The 22,591-nt window shown below is 70.2% G+C and carries 16 protein-coding genes and 3 pseudogenes; 9 read left to right on the forward strand and 10 right to left on the reverse strand.

The annotated features are described in order from the left end of the window. Window positions 1-58: 58 nt before the first annotated feature. From ACFYMM_RS29445 to ACFYMM_RS29485, 9 genes and pseudogenes are all read right to left on the reverse strand, one after another. Window positions 59-887: pseudogene (locus tag ACFYMM_RS29445) on the reverse strand (aldo/keto reductase); the annotation flags it as partial. Continuing rightward, window positions 875-1,261: pseudogene (locus tag ACFYMM_RS29450) on the reverse strand (SDR family NAD(P)-dependent oxidoreductase); the annotation flags it as partial. The pseudogenes ACFYMM_RS29445 and ACFYMM_RS29450, both read right to left, overlap by 13 nt. Beyond that, the gene (locus tag ACFYMM_RS29455) at window positions 1,258-2,346 is read right to left on the reverse strand and encodes a zinc-binding dehydrogenase (protein WP_388391751.1); all 1,089 of its coding nucleotides are present in this window, start codon (window positions 2,344-2,346) and stop codon (window positions 1,258-1,260) included. The pseudogene ACFYMM_RS29450 and the gene ACFYMM_RS29455, both read right to left, overlap by 4 nt. Window positions 2,347-2,453: 107 nt before the next feature. Next, window positions 2,454-3,359, reverse strand: coding sequence for an amidohydrolase family protein (locus tag ACFYMM_RS29460; protein WP_388391753.1), 906 nt, complete (start codon window positions 3,357-3,359; stop codon window positions 2,454-2,456). A gap of 33 nt (window positions 3,360-3,392) precedes the next feature. Continuing rightward, entirely contained in the window at window positions 3,393-3,740 is a 348-nt protein-coding gene (locus ACFYMM_RS29465; protein ID WP_388391755.1) for an L-rhamnose mutarotase, read from the reverse strand. Then, window positions 3,737-5,755, reverse strand: a complete 2,019-nt coding sequence (locus ACFYMM_RS29470; protein WP_388391757.1) for a hypothetical protein — start codon at window positions 5,753-5,755, stop codon at window positions 3,737-3,739. Before ACFYMM_RS29470 ends, ACFYMM_RS29465 begins: the two co-directional genes overlap by 4 nt. Window positions 5,756-5,763: 8 nt before the next feature. Continuing rightward, the gene (locus ACFYMM_RS29475) at window positions 5,764-6,618 is read right to left on the reverse strand and encodes a carbohydrate ABC transporter permease (protein ID WP_388391795.1); all 855 of its coding nucleotides are present in this window, start codon (window positions 6,616-6,618) and stop codon (window positions 5,764-5,766) included. 97 nt (window positions 6,619-6,715) lie between these two features. Continuing rightward, on the reverse strand, window positions 6,716-7,630 hold the full coding sequence (locus ACFYMM_RS29480) for a carbohydrate ABC transporter permease (RefSeq protein WP_388391759.1): 915 nt from the start codon (window positions 7,628-7,630) through the stop codon (window positions 6,716-6,718). Beyond that, on the reverse strand, window positions 7,627-8,991 hold the full coding sequence (locus tag ACFYMM_RS29485; protein WP_388391761.1) for an ABC transporter substrate-binding protein: 1,365 nt from the start codon (window positions 8,989-8,991) through the stop codon (window positions 7,627-7,629). Before ACFYMM_RS29485 ends, ACFYMM_RS29480 begins: the two co-directional genes overlap by 4 nt. 312 nt (window positions 8,992-9,303) lie before the next feature. Here ACFYMM_RS29485 and ACFYMM_RS29490 point away from each other — a divergent pair, with 312 nt between their 5' ends. Then, complete coding sequence (locus ACFYMM_RS29490) at window positions 9,304-10,065, forward strand: FadR/GntR family transcriptional regulator (protein WP_388391763.1); 762 nt, start codon at window positions 9,304-9,306, stop codon at window positions 10,063-10,065. A 65-nt stretch (window positions 10,066-10,130) separates the two neighbouring features. On the opposite strand, the gene ACFYMM_RS29495 is transcribed toward ACFYMM_RS29490, so the two are convergent. Further along, complete coding sequence (locus tag ACFYMM_RS29495) at window positions 10,131-12,422, reverse strand: alpha-L-fucosidase (RefSeq protein WP_388391765.1); 2,292 nt, start codon at window positions 12,420-12,422, stop codon at window positions 10,131-10,133. A 523-nt stretch (window positions 12,423-12,945) separates the two neighbouring features. On the opposite strand from ACFYMM_RS29495, the gene ACFYMM_RS29500 reads away from it, so the two are divergent. The 8 genes and pseudogenes from ACFYMM_RS29500 to ACFYMM_RS29535 form a co-directional block, all read left to right on the forward strand. Next, a complete protein-coding gene (locus tag ACFYMM_RS29500) occupies window positions 12,946-14,079 on the forward strand; it encodes a LacI family DNA-binding transcriptional regulator (RefSeq protein ID WP_388391767.1) in 1,134 nt (377 codons plus the stop codon). Window positions 14,080-14,439: 360 nt separating this feature from the next. Then, window positions 14,440-15,831: an extracellular solute-binding protein gene (locus ACFYMM_RS29505; protein ID WP_388391769.1), complete on the forward strand. Its 1,392-nt coding sequence runs from the start codon at window positions 14,440-14,442 to the stop codon at window positions 15,829-15,831. An 84-nt stretch (window positions 15,832-15,915) separates the two neighbouring features. Next, entirely contained in the window at window positions 15,916-16,854 is a 939-nt protein-coding gene (locus ACFYMM_RS29510) for a carbohydrate ABC transporter permease (protein ID WP_388391797.1), read from the forward strand. Then, window positions 16,851-17,798: a carbohydrate ABC transporter permease gene (locus ACFYMM_RS29515; RefSeq protein ID WP_388391771.1), complete on the forward strand. Its 948-nt coding sequence runs from the start codon at window positions 16,851-16,853 to the stop codon at window positions 17,796-17,798. Before ACFYMM_RS29510 ends, ACFYMM_RS29515 begins: the two co-directional genes overlap by 4 nt. A 41-nt stretch (window positions 17,799-17,839) precedes the next feature. Next, window positions 17,840-19,987 (forward strand): beta-galactosidase, encoded by a 2,148-nt coding sequence (locus ACFYMM_RS29520; protein ID WP_388391773.1) that lies wholly within the window; start codon window positions 17,840-17,842, stop codon window positions 19,985-19,987. 33 nt (window positions 19,988-20,020) lie between these two features. Beyond that, the gene (locus ACFYMM_RS29525; RefSeq protein ID WP_388391775.1) at window positions 20,021-21,832 is read left to right on the forward strand and encodes an RICIN domain-containing protein; all 1,812 of its coding nucleotides are present in this window, start codon (window positions 20,021-20,023) and stop codon (window positions 21,830-21,832) included. A 119-nt stretch (window positions 21,833-21,951) separates the two neighbouring features. After that, a pseudogene (locus tag ACFYMM_RS29530) lies at window positions 21,952-22,359 on the forward strand (ribulokinase); the annotation flags it as partial. Continuing rightward, window positions 22,289-22,591 (forward strand): class II aldolase/adducin family protein (locus tag ACFYMM_RS29535; protein WP_388391799.1); only part of this gene is annotated, 303 nt, incomplete at its 3' end. The pseudogene ACFYMM_RS29530 and the gene ACFYMM_RS29535, both read left to right, overlap by 71 nt.

Raw genomic sequence — 22,591 nt, forward strand, 5'->3', positions numbered from 1 at the left:
GTGGTGTGTGCGGTTGATGCGGCCCAGGGGTGGTGTCGGTACGGGGTGGTGCGGATACTCAGTGCGTCTGCTCTGAGGGATGCGAGGGCGGGCGGCCGTCGCCGCTCGCGGTGGGCGTGTCGGCCCTGATCAGGCCCTGCGCACGCAACTCGTCCCAGAGGCCGTCGGGGACGGGCCGAGCGTGCAGTTCGACATTGCGCCGGACCTGTTCCGCGGTGCGCATGCCCAGGGTGACGTTGACGACGGAGAGGTGTGTCCGGGGGAAGGCGATGGCGGCGGCCGGCAGGGTGGTGCCGTAGCGCTCGCAGACCTCGGCGACGGCCGACGCCCGGTGCACCAGGTCGGTCGGGGCGTCCTGGTAGTCGTACTTCATTCCCTCCCTCGGCCGGCCGCTCCTCGGAGAGCAGACCGGAATTGAAGACGCCGACCGCCACGACGCTCTTGCCGTGGGTCCGCGCGGCGGGCAGGACGTCGTCGAGGGCGGACTGGTCGAGCAGGGTGTAGCGGCCGGCCAGCATCACCACGTCGGCGGCGGTCTCCCGCAGGAAGCGGGCGAGCATGGCGGACTGGTTCATGCCGGCGCCGATCGCTCCGATCACTCCCTGGTCGCGCAGTTCGGCCAGGACGGGCATGGCCTCGTCGGCGGCCTGGCGCCAGTGGTCGTCGGGGTCGTGGAGGTAGACGATGTCGAGGCGGTCCAGGCCCGTGCGTTCCAGCGTGTCCTCGATGGAGCGCAGCACACCGTCACGGCTGAAGTCCCACTGCCGAGGCAGATCGTCCCGGACGACGAAACCCTGGTCGTCGACGCCCCGCGGCCGTTCGTCGGGGACCAGCAGACGGCCCGCCTTGGACGAGACCACGTACTCGTCGCGGGGCCGGTCGCGCGGGTCAGCGCGAACTGGGCGTTGAGGTTGACCTGGAGCACCAGCTCCCAGTCGGCGTCGACGTGTTCGGCGGCCGGGGCGCGACAAATCGTGCCCGCGTTGTTGACCAGGATGTCCACCGGACGCTCCCGACCCGCGAGGTCCCTGCCCAGCGCCCGGACGGCCTCGGGATCGGCGAAGTCGGTGCGGATCGCCTCGAAAGCGCGGCCCGCGGCGACGACGTCCTTCTCCACCGCGCTGCCGGACTCCTCCAGCGAGGCGCTCACGCCGATGACGTCCGCGCCGGCCTCGGCGAGCGCGCGGGCCATGGCCCGGCCGATGCCGCGCCGCGCGCCCGTGACGACGGCGAGCCTTCCGGTGAGGTCGAAGGCGTTCATACGGCGGCCTCCTGGGCGTCGCCGGCGCAGTCCACCAGGATCTTCATCACGCCGCCGCCGCCCTCCAGCGCCTCGAACGCGGCCGGCGCCTGGGCGAGCGGCACGACCTCGCTGATCAGCCGGTCGGCGGGAACGGTGCCGTCGGCCACCAGGGCCACCGCCTTCTCGAAGTCGGAGCGGTCGTACAACCGGGCTCCCACGAGGGTGAGTTCACGCCAGAAGAAGCGGTGCAGGTTCACCTCGCGGGGGCGGGAGTGGATCGCGACCAGGCACAGTCGGCCGCGCACACCGAGCACCTCGACCGCGGTGTCCACGCCCCCCGCGGCGCCGGACACCTCGAAGGCGACGTCCGCCCCCGCGTCCCCGGCCCACTGACGGACCGGTTCGGCCAGGTCCTCGGTGGCGGGATCCCACACGGCCAGCCCCAACTCCTCGGCCAGCAGCCGACGGTGGGCGCTCAGCTCCACCACCCGGACGTCCGCCCCGGCGGCCCGGGCCACCAGTGCGATCAGAACGCCGACCGGGCCGCCGCCGACCACGACGACCCGCTCGCCGTCGCGCACCTGGGCCCGGCCCACGTCGTGCACGGCGACCGCGGTGGGTTCGACGAGCGCGGCCCGGTCCAGGGGGAGGGAGTCGGGCAGCCGTATCAGGGCGGAGGCGGGCACGGTCCAGCGCTGCTGCATCGCGCCGGGGGAGTCGATGCCGATGAAGTCGAGGTGCTGGCAGATGTGCTGGTGTCCGGCGCGGCAGGCGGGGCAGGTGCCGTCCCAGCGCAGCGGCATCACGGTGACCGCGTCGCCGGGCCGCCAGTCCGTCACGTCCGGACCGCAGCGCACGACACGGCCGGCCATCTCGTGTCCCAGGACGGCGGGAGTGGTGACCCGGGCGTCCATGTCGCCGTGGAAGATGTGCAGGTCGGTACCGCAGATACCGACGTAGGCGGGGGCCAGCTCCACCTCGCCGGGGCCGGGCGGCGCGGTGGGGGCGGGCGCCGTGTCCAGGGTGCGCGCGGACAGGTATCGGGCGGACAGGTATCGGGCGGACAGGTATCGGGCGGGCAGGCGGGGGGCGGGTAGTGTCATGGGGGTCAGGGTCCCTTCGGCGCGGACCGGAGCACGCGCGGGCCGAGGCTCGGCATGCGTGGTGGTGTGTCCCGCGCGGGTTCGGTGCGCTGTGCGGTGCGGCGGGGTCAGGTCGTCGGTGCGGTGGCGCCGCCCTCCCCGGCGACCGGGGAAAGGCCGTAGAACGCGGTCGCGGTGCCGGCGAGGAGCGCGTCGACCTCGCTCCCGCTCCAGCCGGTGAGCAGCTCGTCCACGGTGGCGGCCCACCGGTTCCAGCCGCCCGCGAGGTTGGCGACCGGCCAGTCCGAGCCGAACATCAGCCGGTCGGGGCCGAAGGCGGAGAGCAGCACGTCCCAGACGGGGCGGATGTCGGCGGTGGCCCAGTGGGTGTGGTCGGCCTCGGTGATCAGTCCCGAGACCTTGCACCTCACGTGCGGGTGCCCGGCCAGCAGCCGCGTCCGGCGTTCCCACTCCACGAGGTCCTGCCGGGCGATGTCCGGCTTGCCCGCGTGGTTGAGGACCTGGGGCAGGTCGGGGAAGCGTTCCGCGAGCCGGATCGCCTGGTCGAGCTGGTGGTCGCGGACGAGCACGTCGTAGCGCAGTCCACGATCCCGGGCGGCCCTCAACCCGCGTTCCACATCGGGGCGTTGCAGCCAGTTGGGATCGCTCTCGCCCTGGACGAGGTGTCGCAGGGAGCGCAGGTATCCGCCGCCCGGCCCGGCGATCAGCTGGTCGAGTACGTCACCGATGGCCGGGGACGTCAGGTCCGCCCAGCCGACCACGGCCTGGATCAGCGGCTCCCGCTCGGCGAGCGCGAGCAGGTCCTCGGTCTCGGTGACCTCCGCGATGCACTGGACGACCACTGTGCTGTGCAGCCGCCGGCCCGCGACGGGGTGGGTGGCGGTGGTGCGCAGGTCGTCGGGGGTGAAGGTGCGGCGGATCGACGCCACGGCGGGGTCGTCGAGCCAGGGTTGCGGACGAAGGGAGAGGTCCCACAGGTGGTGGTGGGCGTCGACGAGCACGGGTGCGTTCACGGGCTGATCCAAGTCGGGTCGGTGCGGGCCGGGTCAGGCGGTGGCGTCGTCGCCGGGCGGGCTCAGGTGCCAGATCTCGGGCAGCTCGCTCCACTGGCGGCCCTCGCCCCGGTCGGGCCAGGGTTCCTGGCACGGGTCGGTGAGCTTCCACCACCGCTGGGTCTCGGGGTCGGCCTCGATGGACGCCATGTCCGCCTCGAAGTCCTCGCCGTGGTACTCCATGTAGGCGAAGAGCACGTCACCGTGGAGGAAGATGCTGTAGTTGCGGATGTTGGCCCGGAGCAGGGCGGCTTCGACGCCGGGCCACACGGCGGAGTGGAGCCGGAGGTACTCCTCGCGGTGTTCGGGACGGAGCCTGATGGTCTGGGCGATGCGCTTCACGCCGATTCCCCTTGCGTGTCGGTGGAGTTGGCCTGCTCGGCGGCGGTGTCGAACGGCGTGCGGTAGCTGGGTGTGCGGGTGCGCAGCCCGAGCCGCAGGGTGAGCCGGATGCGGGTGGAGGCGGGCAGGCGGACCGTCAGGTACGGTCCGTCGCACGGGACTTCGGTCTCGGTGACCACCGGCTCGGTGTGGCCGTAGTCGTACATGTCGCCGATCCAGCCGTCGTCCGCGCAGGTCGTGTACCGGACGCCGGTGATGGTGTGTTCGGCGAACGCGCCCGCCTGGACGATGACCACGCGGTCCGCCTCGGGGGCGAGGTTGACCAGTTCGACGGTGGTCGCCTCGGGGTCGATGGAGGTGACCAGGGCGGCGACGTCCGCGGGCAGGCCCGCCCGGCGGGCGTCGGCGTCGTGGTAGCGCAGCCGCGCCTGCTGCAGCCCGCCCTGGTACATCACCTGAGGGCCGCCCCAGGTCAGCTGTACCAGGGCCTCGGTGGCCACCGGGTTGCACTGCTGCCAGACGTGGATGTCGGCCTCGGGCACGTCCAGGTCGCGGTAGCGGTCGATGCGCCGCAGCCGGTGGCGGACCTGGGCCTGGGCGGCGGCGAGGATCCGCTCCGGGTAGCCGGGGTCGTCGCCGGCGAGGAAGGCGAACCACGCCTTCTCGTGGCCGGACTCCTCCTTGGCGCGGAACGGCCGCACGGTGCGCCAGTCGATGCCGTCCGCCTCGCGCAGCCGCTCCAGCCGGGCGCGGTCCGCCTCCGAGGAGGTGTGGTGCCACAGGGCCACCGGCACGGGGGGTGTCGACGGGTTGTAGTCGAACCAGCCCGAGTCGTTGTGCCGGAACGGCAGGTGGAGCGTGGGCGTGTGCTGGTCAGGCCCAAGTTCCGCCACCCACTTGGAGGGCAGGCTCGAGTCGGCCTCCGTGTGGGGCATGACCTTGCCGCGGTCGATGAGGGCGTCGAGCGAGGTCGCGACCATGGAGAGGTAGTCGTCGTCCCCGGTGACCGTCGCCGCGGCGAGCGCCGCCACGCAGGCCGCGTGACCGACGCTGTGCCAGCCGTGCGGCCAGGACCAGCCGTAGTGGCCGCCGTACCAGCGGCCTTCCAGCAGGCTGCCGACGACCCCGTCCGGGCCGACGTTGTCCGGGATCAATCCGCCGTGTTCCCGGGTTCGTTCGCGCCAGGCGCCCACGTACTCGACGATCCAGTCCCGGTAGCGCTCCTCGCCGGACAGGATCCAGGCGTTGAGGACCAGCCCGGCAGCGGCGAGGTTGAGCGCGGTGTCGCCCACGCCCATGCGGTCGCGCATCTGGTCTCCCAGGCGCGGGTCCGCGGAGAGCGGGAAGGGGCCGCCCTCGGCCTCGGGGATCCAGTCCAGCGGGAAGCCGTAGGTCTCCGCCTCCTTCGGCAGCCAGGGATACACGTCACCGTCGAAGAGACCGGTGCGCTCGGGGTCGCTGCCGTTGTGCGGGCGGGTGATGACGCGGTGCTCGGGATCGTAGTTGCCCTTGGCGGGGTCGACGTACAACTCGGCGAAGCGCAGGGCGCGCTCACGCCAGCGGTCGGGGGCGGCCATGCTGAGGAAGTAGAGCAGGAGCAGGCTTTCGCCCTGGTGGAACCAGTCGTAGCCGCGCTCGTACTCGTCGCGCAGCATGTCCAGTTCGGTCAGCTGCCTGGTGACGCCCTCCCAGTGCTGCTCGCTGGCGGGCAGGAGGTCGTCGGCGCCGCCGAGGAGGTACAGCTGGGGCCAGTTGAAGAACACCTCGTAGAAGTCGTCCACACCGTCGCGACTGGTCAGCCGGCCGTGGTAGTTCAGCCGTCCGTCGGGGCCGGTGAAGTCGCGTTCGAAGCGGCGCCAGGCATGGTCGAGCAGGTCGAACAGGGCGCGTTGGGCGACGGCCCAGCCGGGTGGTTCGAGCAACGGGACCGTGGCCTGGACCTCGGGCGCGGCGGCGGGCCGGCCGGCGGCCGGGGCGTCGTCCTCGGATGCGTGGGGGTGAGGGCTGAAGGGCATGAGAGCTGTCACTCCTTGGTGGCGCCGGCGAGCATTCCGCTGACCAGGAAGCGCTGGGCGAACAGGAACACGACGAGTACCGGTGTGATGGCGACCAGCGTCGCCAGTGCCAGTTGCGGGCGTTGGATCGCGAGGTCGCCGACGGTCGGGTTGAACGACGGCACATTGCTGAGCAGACTGCCGACGCCCACCTGGATCGGCATCTGGCTGCTGTCGGGCAGCATCACGTACGGCAGGAAGTAGTTGGTCCAGTTGGCGACGAAGCTGAAGAACCCGACCAGCGCGATCACGGGTGTCGCCAGCGGCAGGGCCACATGGCGGAAGACGCCGAACTCGGAGCAGCCGTCCATGCGTGCCGCTGCGAGGAGGTCCTTGGGCACGGCGGTGGTGAAGTAGATGTACGTCAGGTACACGCCGAACGGGTAGAACGAGTACGGCAGGATGATCGACCACATCGTGCCGATCAGGTGCACCGCGTTGATCTCCAGGAACAGCGGCACCACCAGCGTGGCGTTCGGCATCAGCATCACGACCAGGGTCGCGATCAGCAGCGTACGGCGGCCGCGGAACTCGGTCATCGCCAGCGCGTATCCGGCCGGAACGGCCAGGCAGAGCGTGATGACCAGCGAGATCGCCGCGTAGACGGTGGAGTTGCGCAGCCACAGCAGGATGGCGTCGTCCTGGAAGGCGGTGAGCGCGTGCCAGTTGGCCGTCAGCGCGTGCCAGGACCCGAAGGACAAGGGGTTGTCGTGGACCAGCTGCTGGTCGGTCTTGGTCGCCGCGAGCAGCAGCCACAGCACCGGCAGTACGAAGAACACCACGAACACGGTGAGCACCGAGCCCGCCAGCAGCCGGGACGCCATGTGCCGCGGGGGCCGGCCGCGGTGCCGTCGGGTTCGGCTCATGACGTTCGGACCCCTTCCGGTGCGGGGCGCGGCGACAAGGGGAGTGGGGCGTGTGTCAGTCGGCATCGAAGAACCCCGATCGTGCTACGAAGACACCGGCGACCGACACGCTCACGACCAGGAGCTCCACCGAGACCGCGGCCGCGCCGTTGATGTTGTTCATCTGGAAGGCGAAGTCGTACGTCAGCTGGTTGAGCGAGTAGTCCCGGCCGGCCACCCCCGTGCTGGCGAGGGAGAGCAGCTGCGGCTCGACGAAGAGCTGCGCGCCGCCCGCGAAGGCCAGGATCACCATGTACACGATCCACTTGCGGAGCATCGGGATCTGCACCCGCCAGGCGGTCTGCCAGCCGTTCGCGCCGTCGATGCGCGCCGCTTCCATGACGTCCTTGGGGATGTTGTTGAGCGCGCCGTACATGACGACGATCCAGCCGCCCGCACCGGTCCAGAACGCGATGATCGTGAACAGCAGCGCCAGACTGCCGGGAGCGATCACCTCGCCGAAGGTGTGGAACCCCAGCGTCGCCAGCAGTGAGCTGACCGGGCTGACCGTCGGGTCGAGCATGAACAGCCACACCAGGACGCTCGCCGCTCCGGCCAGCGCTCCGGGGATGTAGTAGAGGAAGCGCAGCGCCTGGCTGACCGGCCCCGAGGACAGCCGGTGCAGGAGCAGCGCCAGGACCACCACGAACACCACGAGCGACAGGAGCCAGAAGACCAGGTACAGCGCCACGTGGCCCAGGGAGTCGGCGAAGCGGAAGTCCCGGGCCGTGGTGACGAAGTTGGAGAAGCCGGTGAAGACGCCCCCGGCGTCGGTGAACGCGAAGTAGATCGCGTAACCCGTCGGAAGGACGCCGAAGGCGATCAGCAGCAGTACGTAGCCGGCGACGAATGCCATGCCGGCCCGGCTCTGCCGGGAGGTGCCGCGACGGCGCCCACGGACAGAACCGGCCGAGGAGGGTGTGAGCGTCACTGGGAGACCTGGTATCCGTCGGACTTGGCGTACTTGACGATCGAGTCCTGCCAGGCCGGCAGCAGCGACTCGATCGTCTTGCCCTGCGTCAGGCCGGGCTTGACGGTGGCGGCCCAGATCGCCTCCTGGCTGAACTGACCCGAGCCCCAGCCGGACCACACCTGCGAGGAGGCGTCCTTGAGGGCCGTGAGGTCGCCGGCGAAGTACCCGGAGACGGCCTGCGCCTTCAGCCAGGTGTCGGCGGCGGGCGCGTACGCCGGGAAGCCGGGCGCCTTCTCGCCCTGGTAGGCGTTGTCGGTGGTGACCCACTTCAGGAAGTCGGTGGCCGCCTTGATGTGGGTGGAGTGCTGGGACAGCAGCCAGGTGCCGCCGCCGACGTTGCCGGTGGACGGCGAGGTGTCCCCCTGCCACTGCGGGATGGGCGCCACCGCGATCTGCTTGGCCGGGGTCTTGAGCCCGCTTTCGAAGACCGCGCCGCCGTACCAGGCCGGGCCCGGCATGAGCAGGACCTTGTGGGCCTCGTTCTTGGCGAAGTCGGTGCTGAAGACGCCGCTGATCGACATCGACTTGTCCTTGATCAGTACGTCCAGCAGCTTGGCCATCTTGGTGCAGGCCTCGCTGGTGGTGTTGACCGACACGGCCTTGGGGCCGGTGATGTGGTTGGCGCCGCACTTGCTCGCCCACAGGTAGATCTCGGGAGTGAAGGTGTCACCCGCGTCGCCCACGAGGTAGCCGGGGTGCTCCTTGGCGACCTTCTCGCCGAGCGCCTGGTACTGCTCCCACGTCGTCGGGACCGTGTAGCCGAACTTCTTCAGCAGCGGCGCATTGTACCAGAGCACCGCCTGGGAGAGGTCGTTGCGCAGGCAGTAGAGCGTCCCGTTGACCGTGCAGACGTCGTTGGCGCCCTTGGCGAACCCGCCCAGCGTCGCGTCCGGGATCAGGCCCTTGTTCAGCGGCGCGGCGAAGCCCGCGGTGACGGCCCAGCTCGCCTCGTTGTTCTGGGAGCTGAAGACGACGTCCGGCCAGCCCTTGCTCGTGCGGTTGAACAACTGGACCTTGGTCTGGAGGTAGTTGGACCCGTTGGCGTCGCCGTCGTAGCTGACGATGTGCAGCTTCACGCCCGGGTGCGACGCCTGGTACTGCTTCGCGGCGGCCATGCGGGTCGCGTCCACCCAGACGGTCAACGCACCGTTGTCCTGGGCGGCTTGGGCGAATCCGTCCTTGTTGGTCGTGCCGGTGGTACCGCCGCTGCCGCATGCGGTCACCGTGAACAGCACGGTGGCGGCACAGCCGGCCAGCAACGCGGCACGTCTCCTGCTGGTCCCTGTCTCCTGGTCGGCCGAACGCTTGTAGACGGACATGAGCGACTCCACTGGGTTTCCACGAGGGCTGCTGACGGCTCTGTCGTTACCGCTGCGGAAGAAATTAGCCGCCATATCAAAGAGGGAGTCAAGGGGTGTGTACGGCCTTTTTTCGGGGTTCGTTGTCCGGGTCAAGGCGACTATCCCAGGCCGTTTATCAGCGTAAATGCGAATGAAACCTATCAAGTTGCACACAGATTCAGGATCAAGGTCTCGTCCGGATGAGTACGACTCATATGCGTCTGAGGTACGATGAGCGCGGCTTCAGGACCGATAGGTCCCCCTCGTCGCAGTCACCCGGAGGCAGGACACATGAAGGACACGCCCGCCGTGGCGGCAGTGGTGAACGGCGCGGACGAGCGGCGCGACTACCGGCCCGGGTACGAGGTCGTGGCGGAGCGGATCCTCGAGTTCATCGCCGAGGCGCGTCTGGTCCCCGGCGACCGGATGCCGACGGAGAACGACCTGGCCCAGCAGCTGGACACCAGCCGGGCGGTGGTCCGGGAAGCCGTGAAGATACTCTCGGCACTCGGCCGGGTCCGGGCGCACAAGGGACGCGGACTGTTCGTCGCAGACGACGACGGCATGCTGATCACCAGCCGCTGGGGCGGCTTCTTCCGGCCCGTGGACCTCGATCACGTGCTCATGCTGTTCGAGTTCCGCAGGGTTCAGGAGACGGCCGCCGCCAGGCTCGCCGCCACCCGGGCCACGCCCGCCGAACTGCGCACCATCGAGGTCGCCATGCGGCAGTGCCGGCACGGGTACGCCCATGGTGAGGTCGACGTGTTCAACCAGGCGGACGACGACTTCCACGCCGCGGTGGCCGCGGCCTCGCACAACACGTTCCTCGGCAGCGCGGTGCGTGACGCCCGCCGGCTGCAGCGCCAGTCCAGCGCGATCGGCATCCACGACGCCTTCGGCGAGGGCACCGCGGCCGCGGTCGAGGAGCACGAGGCGATCTACCGCGCCATTCGCGACGGCCGGCCCGACGAGGCGGCCGAGGCCACGGCCGTACACCTGGACCGGACGCTGGAGGACTACCGGCGGGAGATCCAACGGCGCCTGTTCGGCTGACCCTCCCGCCAGGACACGCCGCAGGGCGCCGTACCGCGCCGCGGTACGGGCCCTGCGCACGCCGGTCACAGGGTCACGAGTTGCCAGTCCTGGTTGGCGCCACCGGCGACCGGCCACTGGATGACGGCGGCACGGTCGTCCGTCGACCCGCCCGCGACGTCCGCGCACCAGCCGGTGCGGACGTTGACGAGGCGGTAGAAGCCGCTTTCGGCCGACGGGACCAGCTTCCAGCACTGGTCGTCGCCGCCGTTGTCCTGCTGCTGGACCAGCGACGAGCCCTGCGTGCTGTCGGCGCTCTGCAGGACCTTGCCGCTCTTGATGTTGCGCAGCCGGAAGGATCCGTCGGTGTTCGGCAGGAGGGTCCACTGCTGGTTGGTGCCGCCGCCGTAGGGCCACTGGATGAGGGTGGCGCCGTCGGCGGTCGAGGCGTCGGCGACGTCCAGCGCCTTGCCGCTGTTGCGGTTGATCACCTTGTAGGTGCCCAGGTCGGCGCTGAAGGGCCGGTCGTAGACCTCCAGGTTGCGGATGGACGCCCACGCGCCGGCCGGCAGCCCGGTGACGGTGACCCGGACGTACCGTGCCTGGGCCTGGAACACCACCGTCTGGACCTGGCTCGTGCCGGCGGTGGCGGTGTTGTCGGCGAGCATGGTCCAGGTGCTGTTGTCGGTGGAAGCCTCGATCTTGTACCGGTAGTTGGTCTTGTCCAGTTCCCAGGCGATCCGGGTGCCGGTCAGCGAGCGCGTGGAGCCGAGGTCGACCTTGAGCCAGTGGCCGGTGTTGCCGTCGTTCGCGCACCAGCGGGTGGCGGTCTCCCCGTCGACCGCCTTGGCCGCGAGGTTGCCCTTGGACGTCTCCTGGCTGTCGGCGGTCACGGTCTTGCCGGCGGCGATGTCGGCCGGCTGCACGGAGCGGTCCAGGGTGACGCCGATGACGCTGTCCTGGGGGTGGGTGGTGCGGTCGATGCCGGTGACCGTGACACGGCCGCCGCTCGCGACCGAGAACGGCAGGTTCGCGCCGGAGCGCACGTCGAAGACGCGGGTGACCTGGGCGTCCCCGATGGAGGGGGTGGTGAAGGCGGTGCCGCTGTAGCCGGGCAGGAGATGGACGTAGAAGGTGCTGTCCTTGTAGGTGAAACCGTACTGGCCGTCGACCGGATTCCACGGGCCGCCGCGGGTGCCGTACACAGACTGGCCGCAGGCGCTCATGAAGGTGCCGATCTGCCGCAGCAGGTTCGCCTGGTCGGCGGAGACCGTGCCGTGCCGGTCCGGACCCACGTTGACCATCGCGGTGATGTTCCGTACCCAGCAGTTGACCAGGATGTTCATGGCGGTGCCGTAGCTCATCACGGGCACGGAGGGCTTGTAGCCCCAGGCGCCGCCGACGGTGAACACCTTCTCGACGAGCCTGCCGGTACGGATCGCCCCGCTCGGGACCGAGGGGCCCTCGTCGCTGTCGTAGTCGCCTGCCCAGCCGGAGCGTGAGGTGGCGACGATGTCCGGCTGGTGCTTGCGGACCATGCCCATCAGCCCCAGCGGCTTGCCGCCGGCGTCGGTCTCGCCGTACACGGCGTCCACCGGCCACTGGTTGGCGGGGTCGCGGAACTGGCCGGGCTCCCAGAAGAACGCGCCGTCGGCGTCGGAGCCCTGCTCGGCGATCCAGCCGCCGTCCCACCACAGATCGTCGATCACGCCGTACTGGGTGACCAGCTCCTTCACCGACTCGTACACCTCGGTCTTCATGATCCGCGCGTTCTCCTTGTGCGCCGGATCAGTGGTGTAACCCCAGGGGTTGGCCGCGCAGTTGGTGCCCGTCACGTCGTAGTAGCCGGGGTAGCGCCAGTCGATCGGCGAGTAGTACAGGCCCACCCTCAGCCCCGCCGCCCGCACCGCCGCCACGTAGTCCTTGACGAAGTCCCGGCTCAGCGGCGCCTGCCCGGAACTCCAGGCGTTGGGATGGTTCAGCGGCCACAGCGCGAAGCCCTCGTGGTGGCGGGTGGTCAGCGTCGTGTACTTCGCCCCGAAGTCCTTCGCCAGCTGCGCCCAGGCCGCCGGGTCGAAGGCGTCCGCGGTGAACTGCTCACTCGTGGCGTCGGTGACGAACTTGCGGTAATTCGCCGGTGTGATCGCCGCACTGTGCATGTACCACTCACCCTGGGCCGGGCCCGAGTACACACCCCAGTGGATGAACATCCCCAGCTTGGCGTCCTGGAGCCACTGGACCTTGGAGTCGGGCTGCTGCTCGACGCCCATGTCGACCTTCGGGATGCGCAGCGGCGGAATGGGCAGGGGCATGGCGGCCGTGGCCGCGTACGCGGGCGTCGCCATCACGGCGGAGCCGACAGTGGCAGCCACCGTCATGGCCGCCATACCGGCCAGAACGGATCTGCGAGAGATGGAGTCCGGCAACGTGGTTTCTCCTGTTCGGGCATGAGGGAGCAGGGTTCGGCGGCGGGGACGTCGGGCCCGGCGCCGACGGGGCTCGGTCGGCGTGTCCAGGGCTCCGGGAGGTGCTTGTCGTTTCCTCGCTGCACCTACAGACATGGGATGAATTAACGGGTGCGCGTGGGTCCCATGTCTAGTCTCGTGCCGGAGGTTTTTGGGAAGCGCACTTCGTGTCCGGCGAGTAACTTCGCAGCCATGGCCAAAGATCGGATGTCTGAAGGCGCGGGTATGCGACTTCACCTCGGCGCGACATCTCCTTCCTCGCCGGTGCGGTCGCGCTCGCGCGTGAGTCCCTCCATGGGTCCCTCCGCATCCCCTCAGGGCTCGATCGCAGGTTACGAATCCGTTTCGGATGCTTGACGGCTACCTTCTGACTGCGTAGACATGTCAGCGCAGTCATACAGCGCCGGCCGACATCGGTCACGACCTGGGAGACACCATGAGGCGAGCGGCAGGACGGGGCGGGGGTTCCGGCGCACCGCGCAGCGTGGACGTCGCCCAGCTGGCCGGCGTCTCGCAGAAGACGGTTTCCCGGGTCTACAACGACGAGCCGTACGTCTCGGCGGAAGTGCGTCGCCGCGTTCTGGAAGCCGGTGAGGAACTCGGCTACCGCATGAACAACGCGGCCCGCGCACTGGCCTCCGGACGCACCCGCTCCATCGGTGTGGTGACGCTGGGCACCGCCCTGTACGGACCCGCCTCCCTGATCATGGGTGTCGAGCGCGCCGTACGGGACACCGGGTACGCCCTGCGCGTGGTCAACACCGTGGAAGGCGATCCGACGGGCGTCGCCGGTGCCGTCGACTCGCTCCTCGACCAGGGCGTGGACGGCATCGTCATCTCGGAGCCGATCGACGACGGACACGGCGAGGGCCTCTCCGCCCGCGGCGACGTGCCGGTCCTCGTCCTCGGGGCGCCGCCCCTGCCCACGCCCAGAACCCTCGCAGCCGGCGTCGGCGCCGATCTGATGGCGCGCACGGCGACCGAGTACCTGCTGGAACTGGGGCACGAGACCGTCCACCACCTCGCCGGCCCGCAGCGCTGGTACGCCGCCCGGGACCGGCTGGAGGGCTGGCGGTCGACGCTCGCCGCGCACGGCAGGCGGATACCGCCCGTCGTGGAGGGCGACTGGTCCGCCTCGACCGGCTACACGGCGGGCCGTGAACTGGCCGCCGACGGCGACCTGACCGCGGTGTTCGCCGCCAACGACGACATGGCGATCGGGCTCGTCCGCGCGCTGGCGGAAGCCGGCCGACGCGTGCCCGAGGACATCAGCGTCGTGGGCTTCGACGACATCCCCGTCGCCGCCTATGTGACCCCTCCGCTCACCACGATGCGCCAGCCCTTCGACACCGTGGCGCAGGAGGGGCTCAAACGCCTCGTGCACTCCATCGAGAACCCCGACGCGCCCCCCTTGCCGGCCGGTGAACCACCGGTCGACCTGGTGATCCGCGCCTCGACCGCACCCCCGCCGTCCCGGCGGACCCCGGGCCGCGGCCGGTCCGTCGCTCCTTCCCCGAGTGGGGGCCGGTCCACCCCGCCCCTGGGCGGAGGTGCACCCGTTCACAACTGACCGTCATCGACCGACCCCCGTGTCAGCCGCCCCCACCGGGCGGGAATCGTGAGGCGAGCCGCCCCACCGGCCACTGTTCCCGCTCCCTCGCCCCGTAGCAGCGCCGCCGCACGGTGCGGATCCCAGGCGCTGAGCGCCGTCTACCTCACAGTTCTCCGCTCCACCCGCGCCCTTCCGCCCACGGACCTCCCCTCGACAGCAGGCGGTTCTCCCACCGGGCGGTGCAGGCGAAGACGTGTATCCACGCCCTGCCGGTCGCACTGTCCGGCCGCCACGTCCGAGCCTCCTGTCACCCCATCACCCTCATCCCGCACGCCTGTGCCCGGCGTGCCCTTCCCTCAGCCATCGGCGGGAGTTCCCATGCGCAAATCCGACTCCACCCCCAGCCAGTCCCAGATGAGCCGTCGGCTCCTCCTCACCGCCGCCGGAGCGGTCTCGCTGGGTGCCGCTCTCACCGCCTGCGGCGGCGGTGGCGGCGGCTCCGCCTCGTCGTCCGCCAAGCCGGTCAGCCAGGCCGACATCGACAAGGCGATGAAGACGCCGACCGAGCTGACGTTCTGGACCTGGGTCCCGGACATCGACCAGGAGGTCGCGCTCTTCGAGAAGAAGTACCCGGCCATCAAGGTCAAGGTCGTCAACGCCGGCCAGGGCGTGCAGCACTACACGAAGCTGCGTACGGCGATCAAGGCCGGCAACGGCGCCCCGGACCTGGCGCAGATGGAGTACCAGGCCATCCCGACGTTCACGATCACGGACAGCCTGCTCGACCTGGCCCCCTATGGCGCGGCCAAGCTCAAGGACCAGTTCGTCGACTGGACCTGGGGGCAGGTCACCGGCTCCAAGGGCGAGATCTGGGCGATCCCGCAGGACACCGGCCCGATGGGCATGCTCTACCGGGCGGACATCTTCGACAAGCACGGCATCCAGCCGCCCCGGACCTGGGACGACTTCGCCGCCGCCGCGCGCAAGCTGCACAAGGCCGACCCGAGCGTCTACCTGACCAACCTGGCCGGCAACGAGGCTGCCGCCTGGCACGGCCTGCTCTGGCAGGCGGGCGCCAAGCCCTACGCGACCGCCGGCAAGGGCGACGTCACCATCGACGTGGACGACGCGATCTCCAAGAAGCTCGCCACCTACTGGGGCGGACTGGCCCAGGAAGGCGTGATCGGCGTCGAACCGGACTTCACCGACGCCTGGTTCTCCGCGCTCAACAAGGGCAAGTACGCCACCTGGATCACCGCCGCCTGGGGGCCGGTCTTCCTCGCCGGCTCGGCGAAGTCCACCGCGGGCAAGTGGCGGGCCGCCCCCCTGCCGCAGTGGGACGCTTCGAAGCCCAGCTCGGGCAACTGGGGCGGCTCGACCAGCGCGGTCATCAAGGAGACCAAGAACCCGATCGCGGCCGCGGTGTTCGCTCAGTTCCTCAACAGCGACCCGGCCAGCGCGAAGCTGTTCAACACCAAGCAGTCGTTCTTCCCGGCGACGAAGCAGCTGCTCGCGGACGCGTCCTTCACCGCCGACGCCCCCTCCTTCTACGGCGGCCAGAAGGTCAACCAGGTGTTCGCCGACGTCAGCAAGACGGTCAGCCCCGACTTCCAGTGGCCGCCGTTCCTGGACCAGGCCGTCACCGACTGGACGGAGACCGTCGGCACCGCTCTCACCAGGAAGAAGGACGCGGTCGCCGCGCTCGGTGCGTGGCAGACGCGTCTGACCACCTACGCCAAGGCCCAGGGTTTCACCGTCAAGTCCGCTTGATCTGCGGCGGGTTGCTTGCCGATGCCGTCCCGCGTCGGCACGTGACCCGCCCCGGCCAGCCCTTCCCCCAAGAAAGGCCCGATGATGACTGCCACGACCGTGGCCTCCACCGAGGAGCCGCGCCGAGCGGGGCCCGGGCGCCGCCGCCTCGGTGGCCTGCGCCAAGGCGCGGCAGGCCCGCTGTTCGTCGCACCGTTCATGGTGCTGTTCCTGCTGATGTTCCTCGCCCCGCTCGGCTACGCCGCCTACCTGAGCCTGTTCCAGGAGAGGCTCATCGGCGGGAACGCGTTCGTCGGGCTGGACAACTACCTGACGGCCCTGAAAGACCCCCTCCTGCGGGAAGGGGTCGTACGGGTCGCGGAGTTCTTCCTGATCCAGGTCCCGCTCATGCTGGTGCTGGCCCTGGTCTTCGCGCTCGCCCTCGACAGCGGCCTGCTGCGGCTCGGGCGGGTGATCCGGCTGGGCATCTTCGTGCCCTACGCGGTTCCGAGCGTGGTCGCCACCCTCATGTGGGGCTACCTCTACGGGCCGGACTTCGGGCCGTTCGCCCAGCTGAGCCGGAAACTCGGCCTGCCGGTGCCGCACTTCCTCAGCGACGGATGGCTGCTGGGAAGCCTGGCGAACGTCGTGACCTGGGAGTTCGTCGGCTACAACATGATCATCCTGTACGCGGCCCTGCGGACCGTTCCCACGGAGCTGTACGAGGCCGCGGCGATGGACGGCGCCGGCGCCTGGCGCATCGCCTGGTCCATCAAGCTCCCCGCGCTGCGCCCCGCTCTGCTGCTCACCCTGCTGTTCTCCGTCATCGGCAGCTTCCAGCTGTTCAACGAGCCGAAGCTGCTCCAGCCCATCGCGCCCGACGTCATCGACAACTCCTACACCGCGAACCTCTACGCCTACTCCCTGGCCTTCACCGGGCAGCAGGTCGACTACTCGGCCGCGGTGTCGTTCTTCCTCGGCCTGGTCATCGTGATCTTCTCCTACGCCGTCCTGTTCATCGCGAACCGCAGGAGGACCCCGTGACGACCACGACGCCCCCGTCCACGTCCCGGCCGGCCCGGCGCGCGGCCGCGACCGGCACACCACGGACCGCCCTCGGCCGGCGCCGGCGATCGGCGGGTCGCCGCAGCACCCCGCTGACCATCGTCATGCTGGCCGTCCTGGCGTACTTCCTGCTGCCGCTGTTCTGGCTCGCCGTCTCCTCGACCAAGAGCACCCAGGACCTGTTCACCAGCTTCGGCCTGTGGTTCTCGCACGCGCCGCAACTGCTGGAGAACGTCCACGAGACGCTGACGCACGACGACGGCGTCTTCCTGAACTGGCTGCTCAACACGGTCCTGTACTCCGTAGGCAGCGCACTCGGCGCCGCGCTCCTTGCCGCCGCCGCCGGCTACGGCTTCGCCAAGTTCCGGTTCCGGGGCAACAACGCGGCCTTCGTCCTGGTCCTGGGCGCCGTCATGATCCCGACGACCGCCCTGGCCATCCCCACCTATCTGCTCTTCGCGAAGGTGGACCTCGTCAACACCCCCTGGGCCGTCGTGCTGCCCTCGCTGGTCAGCCCGTTCGGCCTCTACCTCATGCGGATCTACGCCGCGGACGCCGTCCCGGACAGCCTCCTGGAGGCCGCGCGCATCGACGGCGCCGGGGAGCTGCGCATCTTCTGCACGATCGCGCTGCGACTGCTGGCCCCGGGCCTGGTGACGGTCGTGCTCTTCACCCTCGTGGCGACCTGGAACAACTACTTCCTGCCGCTGATCATGCTGAACGACCCGAAGCTGTATCCCGTCACGGTCGGCCTCTCGTCCTGGGCCTCCCAGGCCTTCGGCGGCGGCAGCGGCGCGAACGGCAACATGCTCGCGCTCGTCGTGACCGGGTCGCTCATCTCCATCATTCCGCTCGTAGTCGCCTTCCTGCTCCTGCAGCGGTACTGGCAGAGCGGCCTGGCCGCCGGCGGCGTCAAGCAGTGACGCCCGGACCCACCCCCCAATCACTCCTCGGAGGTTCCCCCATGGCGGTTCTGCCCGCCCGCGTCCTCTTCGGTGCCGCGTACTACCACGAGTACACGCCCGCCTACGACCCCGAACTGCGGCCCGACGAACGGCTGAAGACCGACCTGGACCTGATGGCCGAGGCGAACTTCACCGTGATCCGGGTCGGCGAGTCGGTCTGGTCCACCTGGGAGCCCGAGAACGGCCGCTTCGACCTCGACTGGCTCCAGCCGGTCCTGGACGGCGCCCACGAGCGCGGCATCTCCGTCATCCTGGGCACCCCGACCTACGCGGTTCCGCCGTGGCTGGCCCGCCAGTACCCGGAGATCACGGGGGAGCGGCGGACCGGCCGACGCATCGGCTGGGGCGCACGCCAGGAGGCGGACTTCACCCACCCGGCCTTCCGTTTCCACGCCGAGCGGGTCATCCGGAAGATCGTCGCCCGGTACGCCGACCACCCGGCGGTCATCGGCTGGCAGGTCGACAACGAACCCGGCCTGCACCTCTTCCACAACCGCGGAGTCTTCCAGCGCTTCGTCGACCACCTGCGCGAGAAGTACGGCGACGTCGAGACCCTCAACCGCGAGTGGGGCCTGGTCTACTGGTCGCACCGGCTGTCCGACTGGTCCGACCTGTGGACCCCGGACGGCAACGAACAGCCGCAGTACGACGTGGCCTGGCGGGAGTTCCAGGCCCGGCAGGTCACCGAGTTCATCGGCTGGCAGGCGGACATCGTCCGCGAGTACGCCCGTGACGGGCACTTCGTCACCACCTGCATCTCCTACACCCGCCAGGGCGTCGCGGACGACGAACTGGCCGCGCGGCTCGACATCGCCTCCGGCAACCCGTACTACGACATGCAGGACGGCCTCCTGCTGCCCGACCCCACCCCGGAGGAGCACGAGCAGGTCTGGAAGACGACCGGGGTCTGGTCGATGTACCAGACCGCGGACTGGATGTACTCCTCGCGCCAGGAGCCCTTCCTGGTCACCGAGACCAACGCGAACTCCATCGGCTACGCCTGGGACAACCGGCCCGGCTACGACGGCCAGTGGCGCCAGACCGCGTGGGCCCACGTCGCCCGGGGCGCGCGGATGATCGAGTACTGGCAGTGGCAGACCCTGCGCTTCGGCGCCGAGACCTACTGGGGCGGTGTCCTCCCGCACAGCGGACAACCCGGCCGCACCTACGCCGAGATCGCCCGCCTGGGCACCGAGTTCGACAAGGCCGGTCCGCTCGTCGCGGGGCTCGAGCCGGACGCCGACATCACGATGGTCTACTCGATGCCGAGCAAGTGGCTGATGCAGAAGTACCCGCCGCTCGCCAAGCCGAACGGCGAACCGGACCCCGCCGCCTACCACCGCATCTTCGACCCCTTCTACCGGGGCGCCTTCGACGCCGGCCGCCAGGTGCGGATCGTGCACGTCGCCCAACTGGTCGAGGACACGGCACCGGAGGAGGCCGCCCGCCGCCACCCGGTGCTGGTCGTGCCGGCGCTGTACATCGCCACCGACGCCGCCCTCGACTGGCTCGCCGCCTACGCCCACGCGGGCGGCCACCTGGTCCTGGGTCCCCGCACCGGATACGCCGACCACGAGGCCCGCGCCCGGATCGAGAGGGCCCCCGGGCGTCTCGCCGAGGCCGCGGGTGTGCACTACGACGAGTTCAGCAACCTGGTGGGAGCCGTACCCGTCCGCGGTGTGGACGGCAGCCCGCTCCAGGTGCCCGCCGACGCGACGGCGACGCGCTGGCTGGAGGGCCTCACGCCCGTCGACGCCGAGACGCTGGCCTCCTACGAGCACCCGCACTTCGGTCGCTGGCCCGCCGTCACCACCCGTCGGCACGGCGCCGGCCGCGTCACCTGCGTGGGCACGGTCCCCGGCCGTGACCTCGCCCGGTCACTGGCCGCCTGGATGGCGCCGGACCCGCGCGGCGGTTGGCGGGACCTGCCCGGGTCCGTGACCGTCACGACCGGGACCTCACCGGACGGGCGTCACGTCCACATCGTCCACAACTGGAGCTGGGAGCCCGCCCGGGTCCCGGCCCCGGTGAACCTGTCCGACGTCCTGAGCGGCGACGACGTACCGGCCGGTGCGGAGGTGGACCTGGGCCCGTGGGACGTCCGCGTCCTCGTCGCCGAGCAGGACGGCACCACCCCGGACGCCTGAGCGGCGGCCGTGATCGTTCCTGAAGGAGGAGTTATGCGGAGAAGAACCCTGGGCAGGGCGCTGGGCACCTTCGGCGCGGCGGCCGCGCTGCTGGCCGTCCCCGCGGCCGGCGCACAGGCGTACAACCCGACCGGCGGGATCCTCTACCAGCTCGGCGGTGATGCGTGCCTCAAGGGCCGGGGCAACTGCGCGGTCTACCCGAAGACGGCCCAGTTGCCCGGCGGGCGGCTGGTGGCGTCGTTCGAGAAGTCCACCGTCGTACCGAAGTCGGGCAGCGCCGACGGGCAGACCCTGCCGGTCTACAAGAGTGACGACGACGGGACGAGCTGGCAGCCGCTGTCCGAGGTCAAGGCACCGGCGTACCTCTCCAAGGACCCCAAGTACGCGCGGTACACCAGCAACTGGACCAACCCGTACCTCTACGTGCTCCCGCGGAGCGTCGGCAAGCTGAAGGCCGGCACGCTGCTGCTGGCGAGTGTCGTCTCCGGTGACGACTCCTACTACAAGGAGCACAAGGCGGCCGACCCGAACTGGACCCCGTCCAACGACGGCGACCGCAGCGACCTGGCGATCGCCCTGTACGCCAGCACCGACCAGGGCGGCAGCTGGAAGGTCCTGGGCGTCGTCGCGGCCGGAGGATGGCAGGGCGGCAGCGCGGGCGCGGTCGGACAGAACGTCGCCGCCGCCAACACGTACCGGCAGGTGGACCCGCTGTGGGAGCCCTACCTGATGGTCTACAAGGGCAAGCTGGTCTGCTACTACTCCGACGAGAACGACTACGTGGGCTTCGACCCGGTCAGCGGCGTCCCGAAGAAGGACCCCGCGAACGACACGGCCACCGACTCGCACGGCCAGATCCTCGTGCACCGGACCTGGGACGGCGGGAACACCGACTGGAGCGACCCTGTCGTCGACATCTCCGGGTCGGTCCAGGACATGGGCGGCGGCAGGAGCGAGATCGGCGGCGGCCGGCCGGGCATGACCAACGTCGTCCCCACGTCGGACGGCCGGTGGATGATCACCTTCGAGTACTGGGGCGGCGGGGCCAACACCCGGTACGCCATCGCCGACGATCCGCTGAAGTTCTTCCGCGGCAGCCAGACCGGCATGTCGGTCGGCTCCCTCCCGGTCGTCGCCGGATCCCGTCCGCTCGCGGGCGGCGGCAGCCCGGTCCTCGTCCGGCTGCCCGACGGGCGTCTCGTCTACAACGCGGCGAACAGCTCAGACGTCTGGGTCGACGAGAGCGGACGCAGTGACGGCGTGTGGACGGAGTACCAGACGACCTCGCCGGCCGGCTACAGCCGAGATCTCCAGTACGTCGACGGCACCGGCCGCATCGCGATCCTCAACAACCAGGGCACGTCCACGATCGCCTACGCCGAGGTCGACCTCGGCGACTCGGCCGGCACCTACTACCGGCTGGTCAACCGAAAGACCGGCCAGGTGATCGGCACCGGCAACAAGACCGACGACGCCAACCTCGGCAACGCGGACACGCCGGACGTGGTCCTGGAGGACGCAGGAGCGGCGGCCGACCCTGACACCCAGCAGTGGCACGTGGTGAGTGAGCCGAACGGCGGCACGACCCTGCTGAACCGGTCGGGGGGCCGCGCGGCGGCCATCTGGACGGGCAACGCCACGGTCGGCCAGCGCATCGGCCAGTGGGTCGACAACAGTTCCACGGGCAGCTGGAACCTCGCCAAGACCGCCGACGGCTACTACAAGCTCCAGGCCGTCAGGAACACGAGCCTCTACCTGACCGGGGCGTCCACGGGAGCACCGCTGACCCTGCAGAACGCGGCAGACGACGGTTCTCAGGAGTGGAAGCTCGTCACCGTCCGCTAGGCCCGCGGCCGGGGCCCGGCGACAACGCCGGGCCCCGACCTGACACCGTCCCAGGGGCACACCGTAGGCCTGCCCGTTGACCCGAACAGCATGCGAGTCACCGAACAGAAAGCGGTGTGATGGCCAACGCCGAGAACAGCCCACAGACCAGTCCCGAGACGTATGTCGTCGGGGTCGACTACGGAACGCTCTCCGGACGGGCCGTGGTGGTCCGAGTCTCCGACGGCAAAGAACTGGCCGTCGCCGAACACCCCTACGCCCACGCCGTCCTGGACCGGGCGCTGCCCGACGGGACCCCGCTGCCGCCCGACTGGGCCCTCCAGGTGCCCTCCGACTACATCGACGTACTGCGTCACGCCGTACCCGAGGCCCTGGCGCGCTCCGGTGTGCGACCGGAGCAGGTCGTCGGCATCGGTACCGACTTCACCGCCTGCACGGTGCTGCCGGTGCTGGCGGATGGCACACCGCTGTGCGAACTCCCCGAGTACGCCGCCCGCCCGCACGCCTACGTCAAACGAGTACAACACCGGCCGCGTCATCGTCGACCTGCTCAAAGACGACCGGAAGGCGGTAGAGGTCCCCGCCGCGCTGGTAGCGGGCCACGGGCCCTTCACCTGGGGGGCCACCGCCCGCAAGTCCCTGGAACACGCGATCGTCTGCGAGGCCGATGCCCCTATGGATGTCAAGCCGCGATACTGCCGCGGACAGGTAGCGGAGCGGAGGCGATGGCTCGGTGGATTTCGCGGGCGACGTACCTCT

The sequence above is a fragment of the Streptomyces sp. NPDC006739 genome (genome assembly GCF_042869815.1).
In the GTDB taxonomy this organism is placed as follows: domain Bacteria; phylum Actinomycetota; class Actinomycetes; order Streptomycetales; family Streptomycetaceae; genus Streptomyces.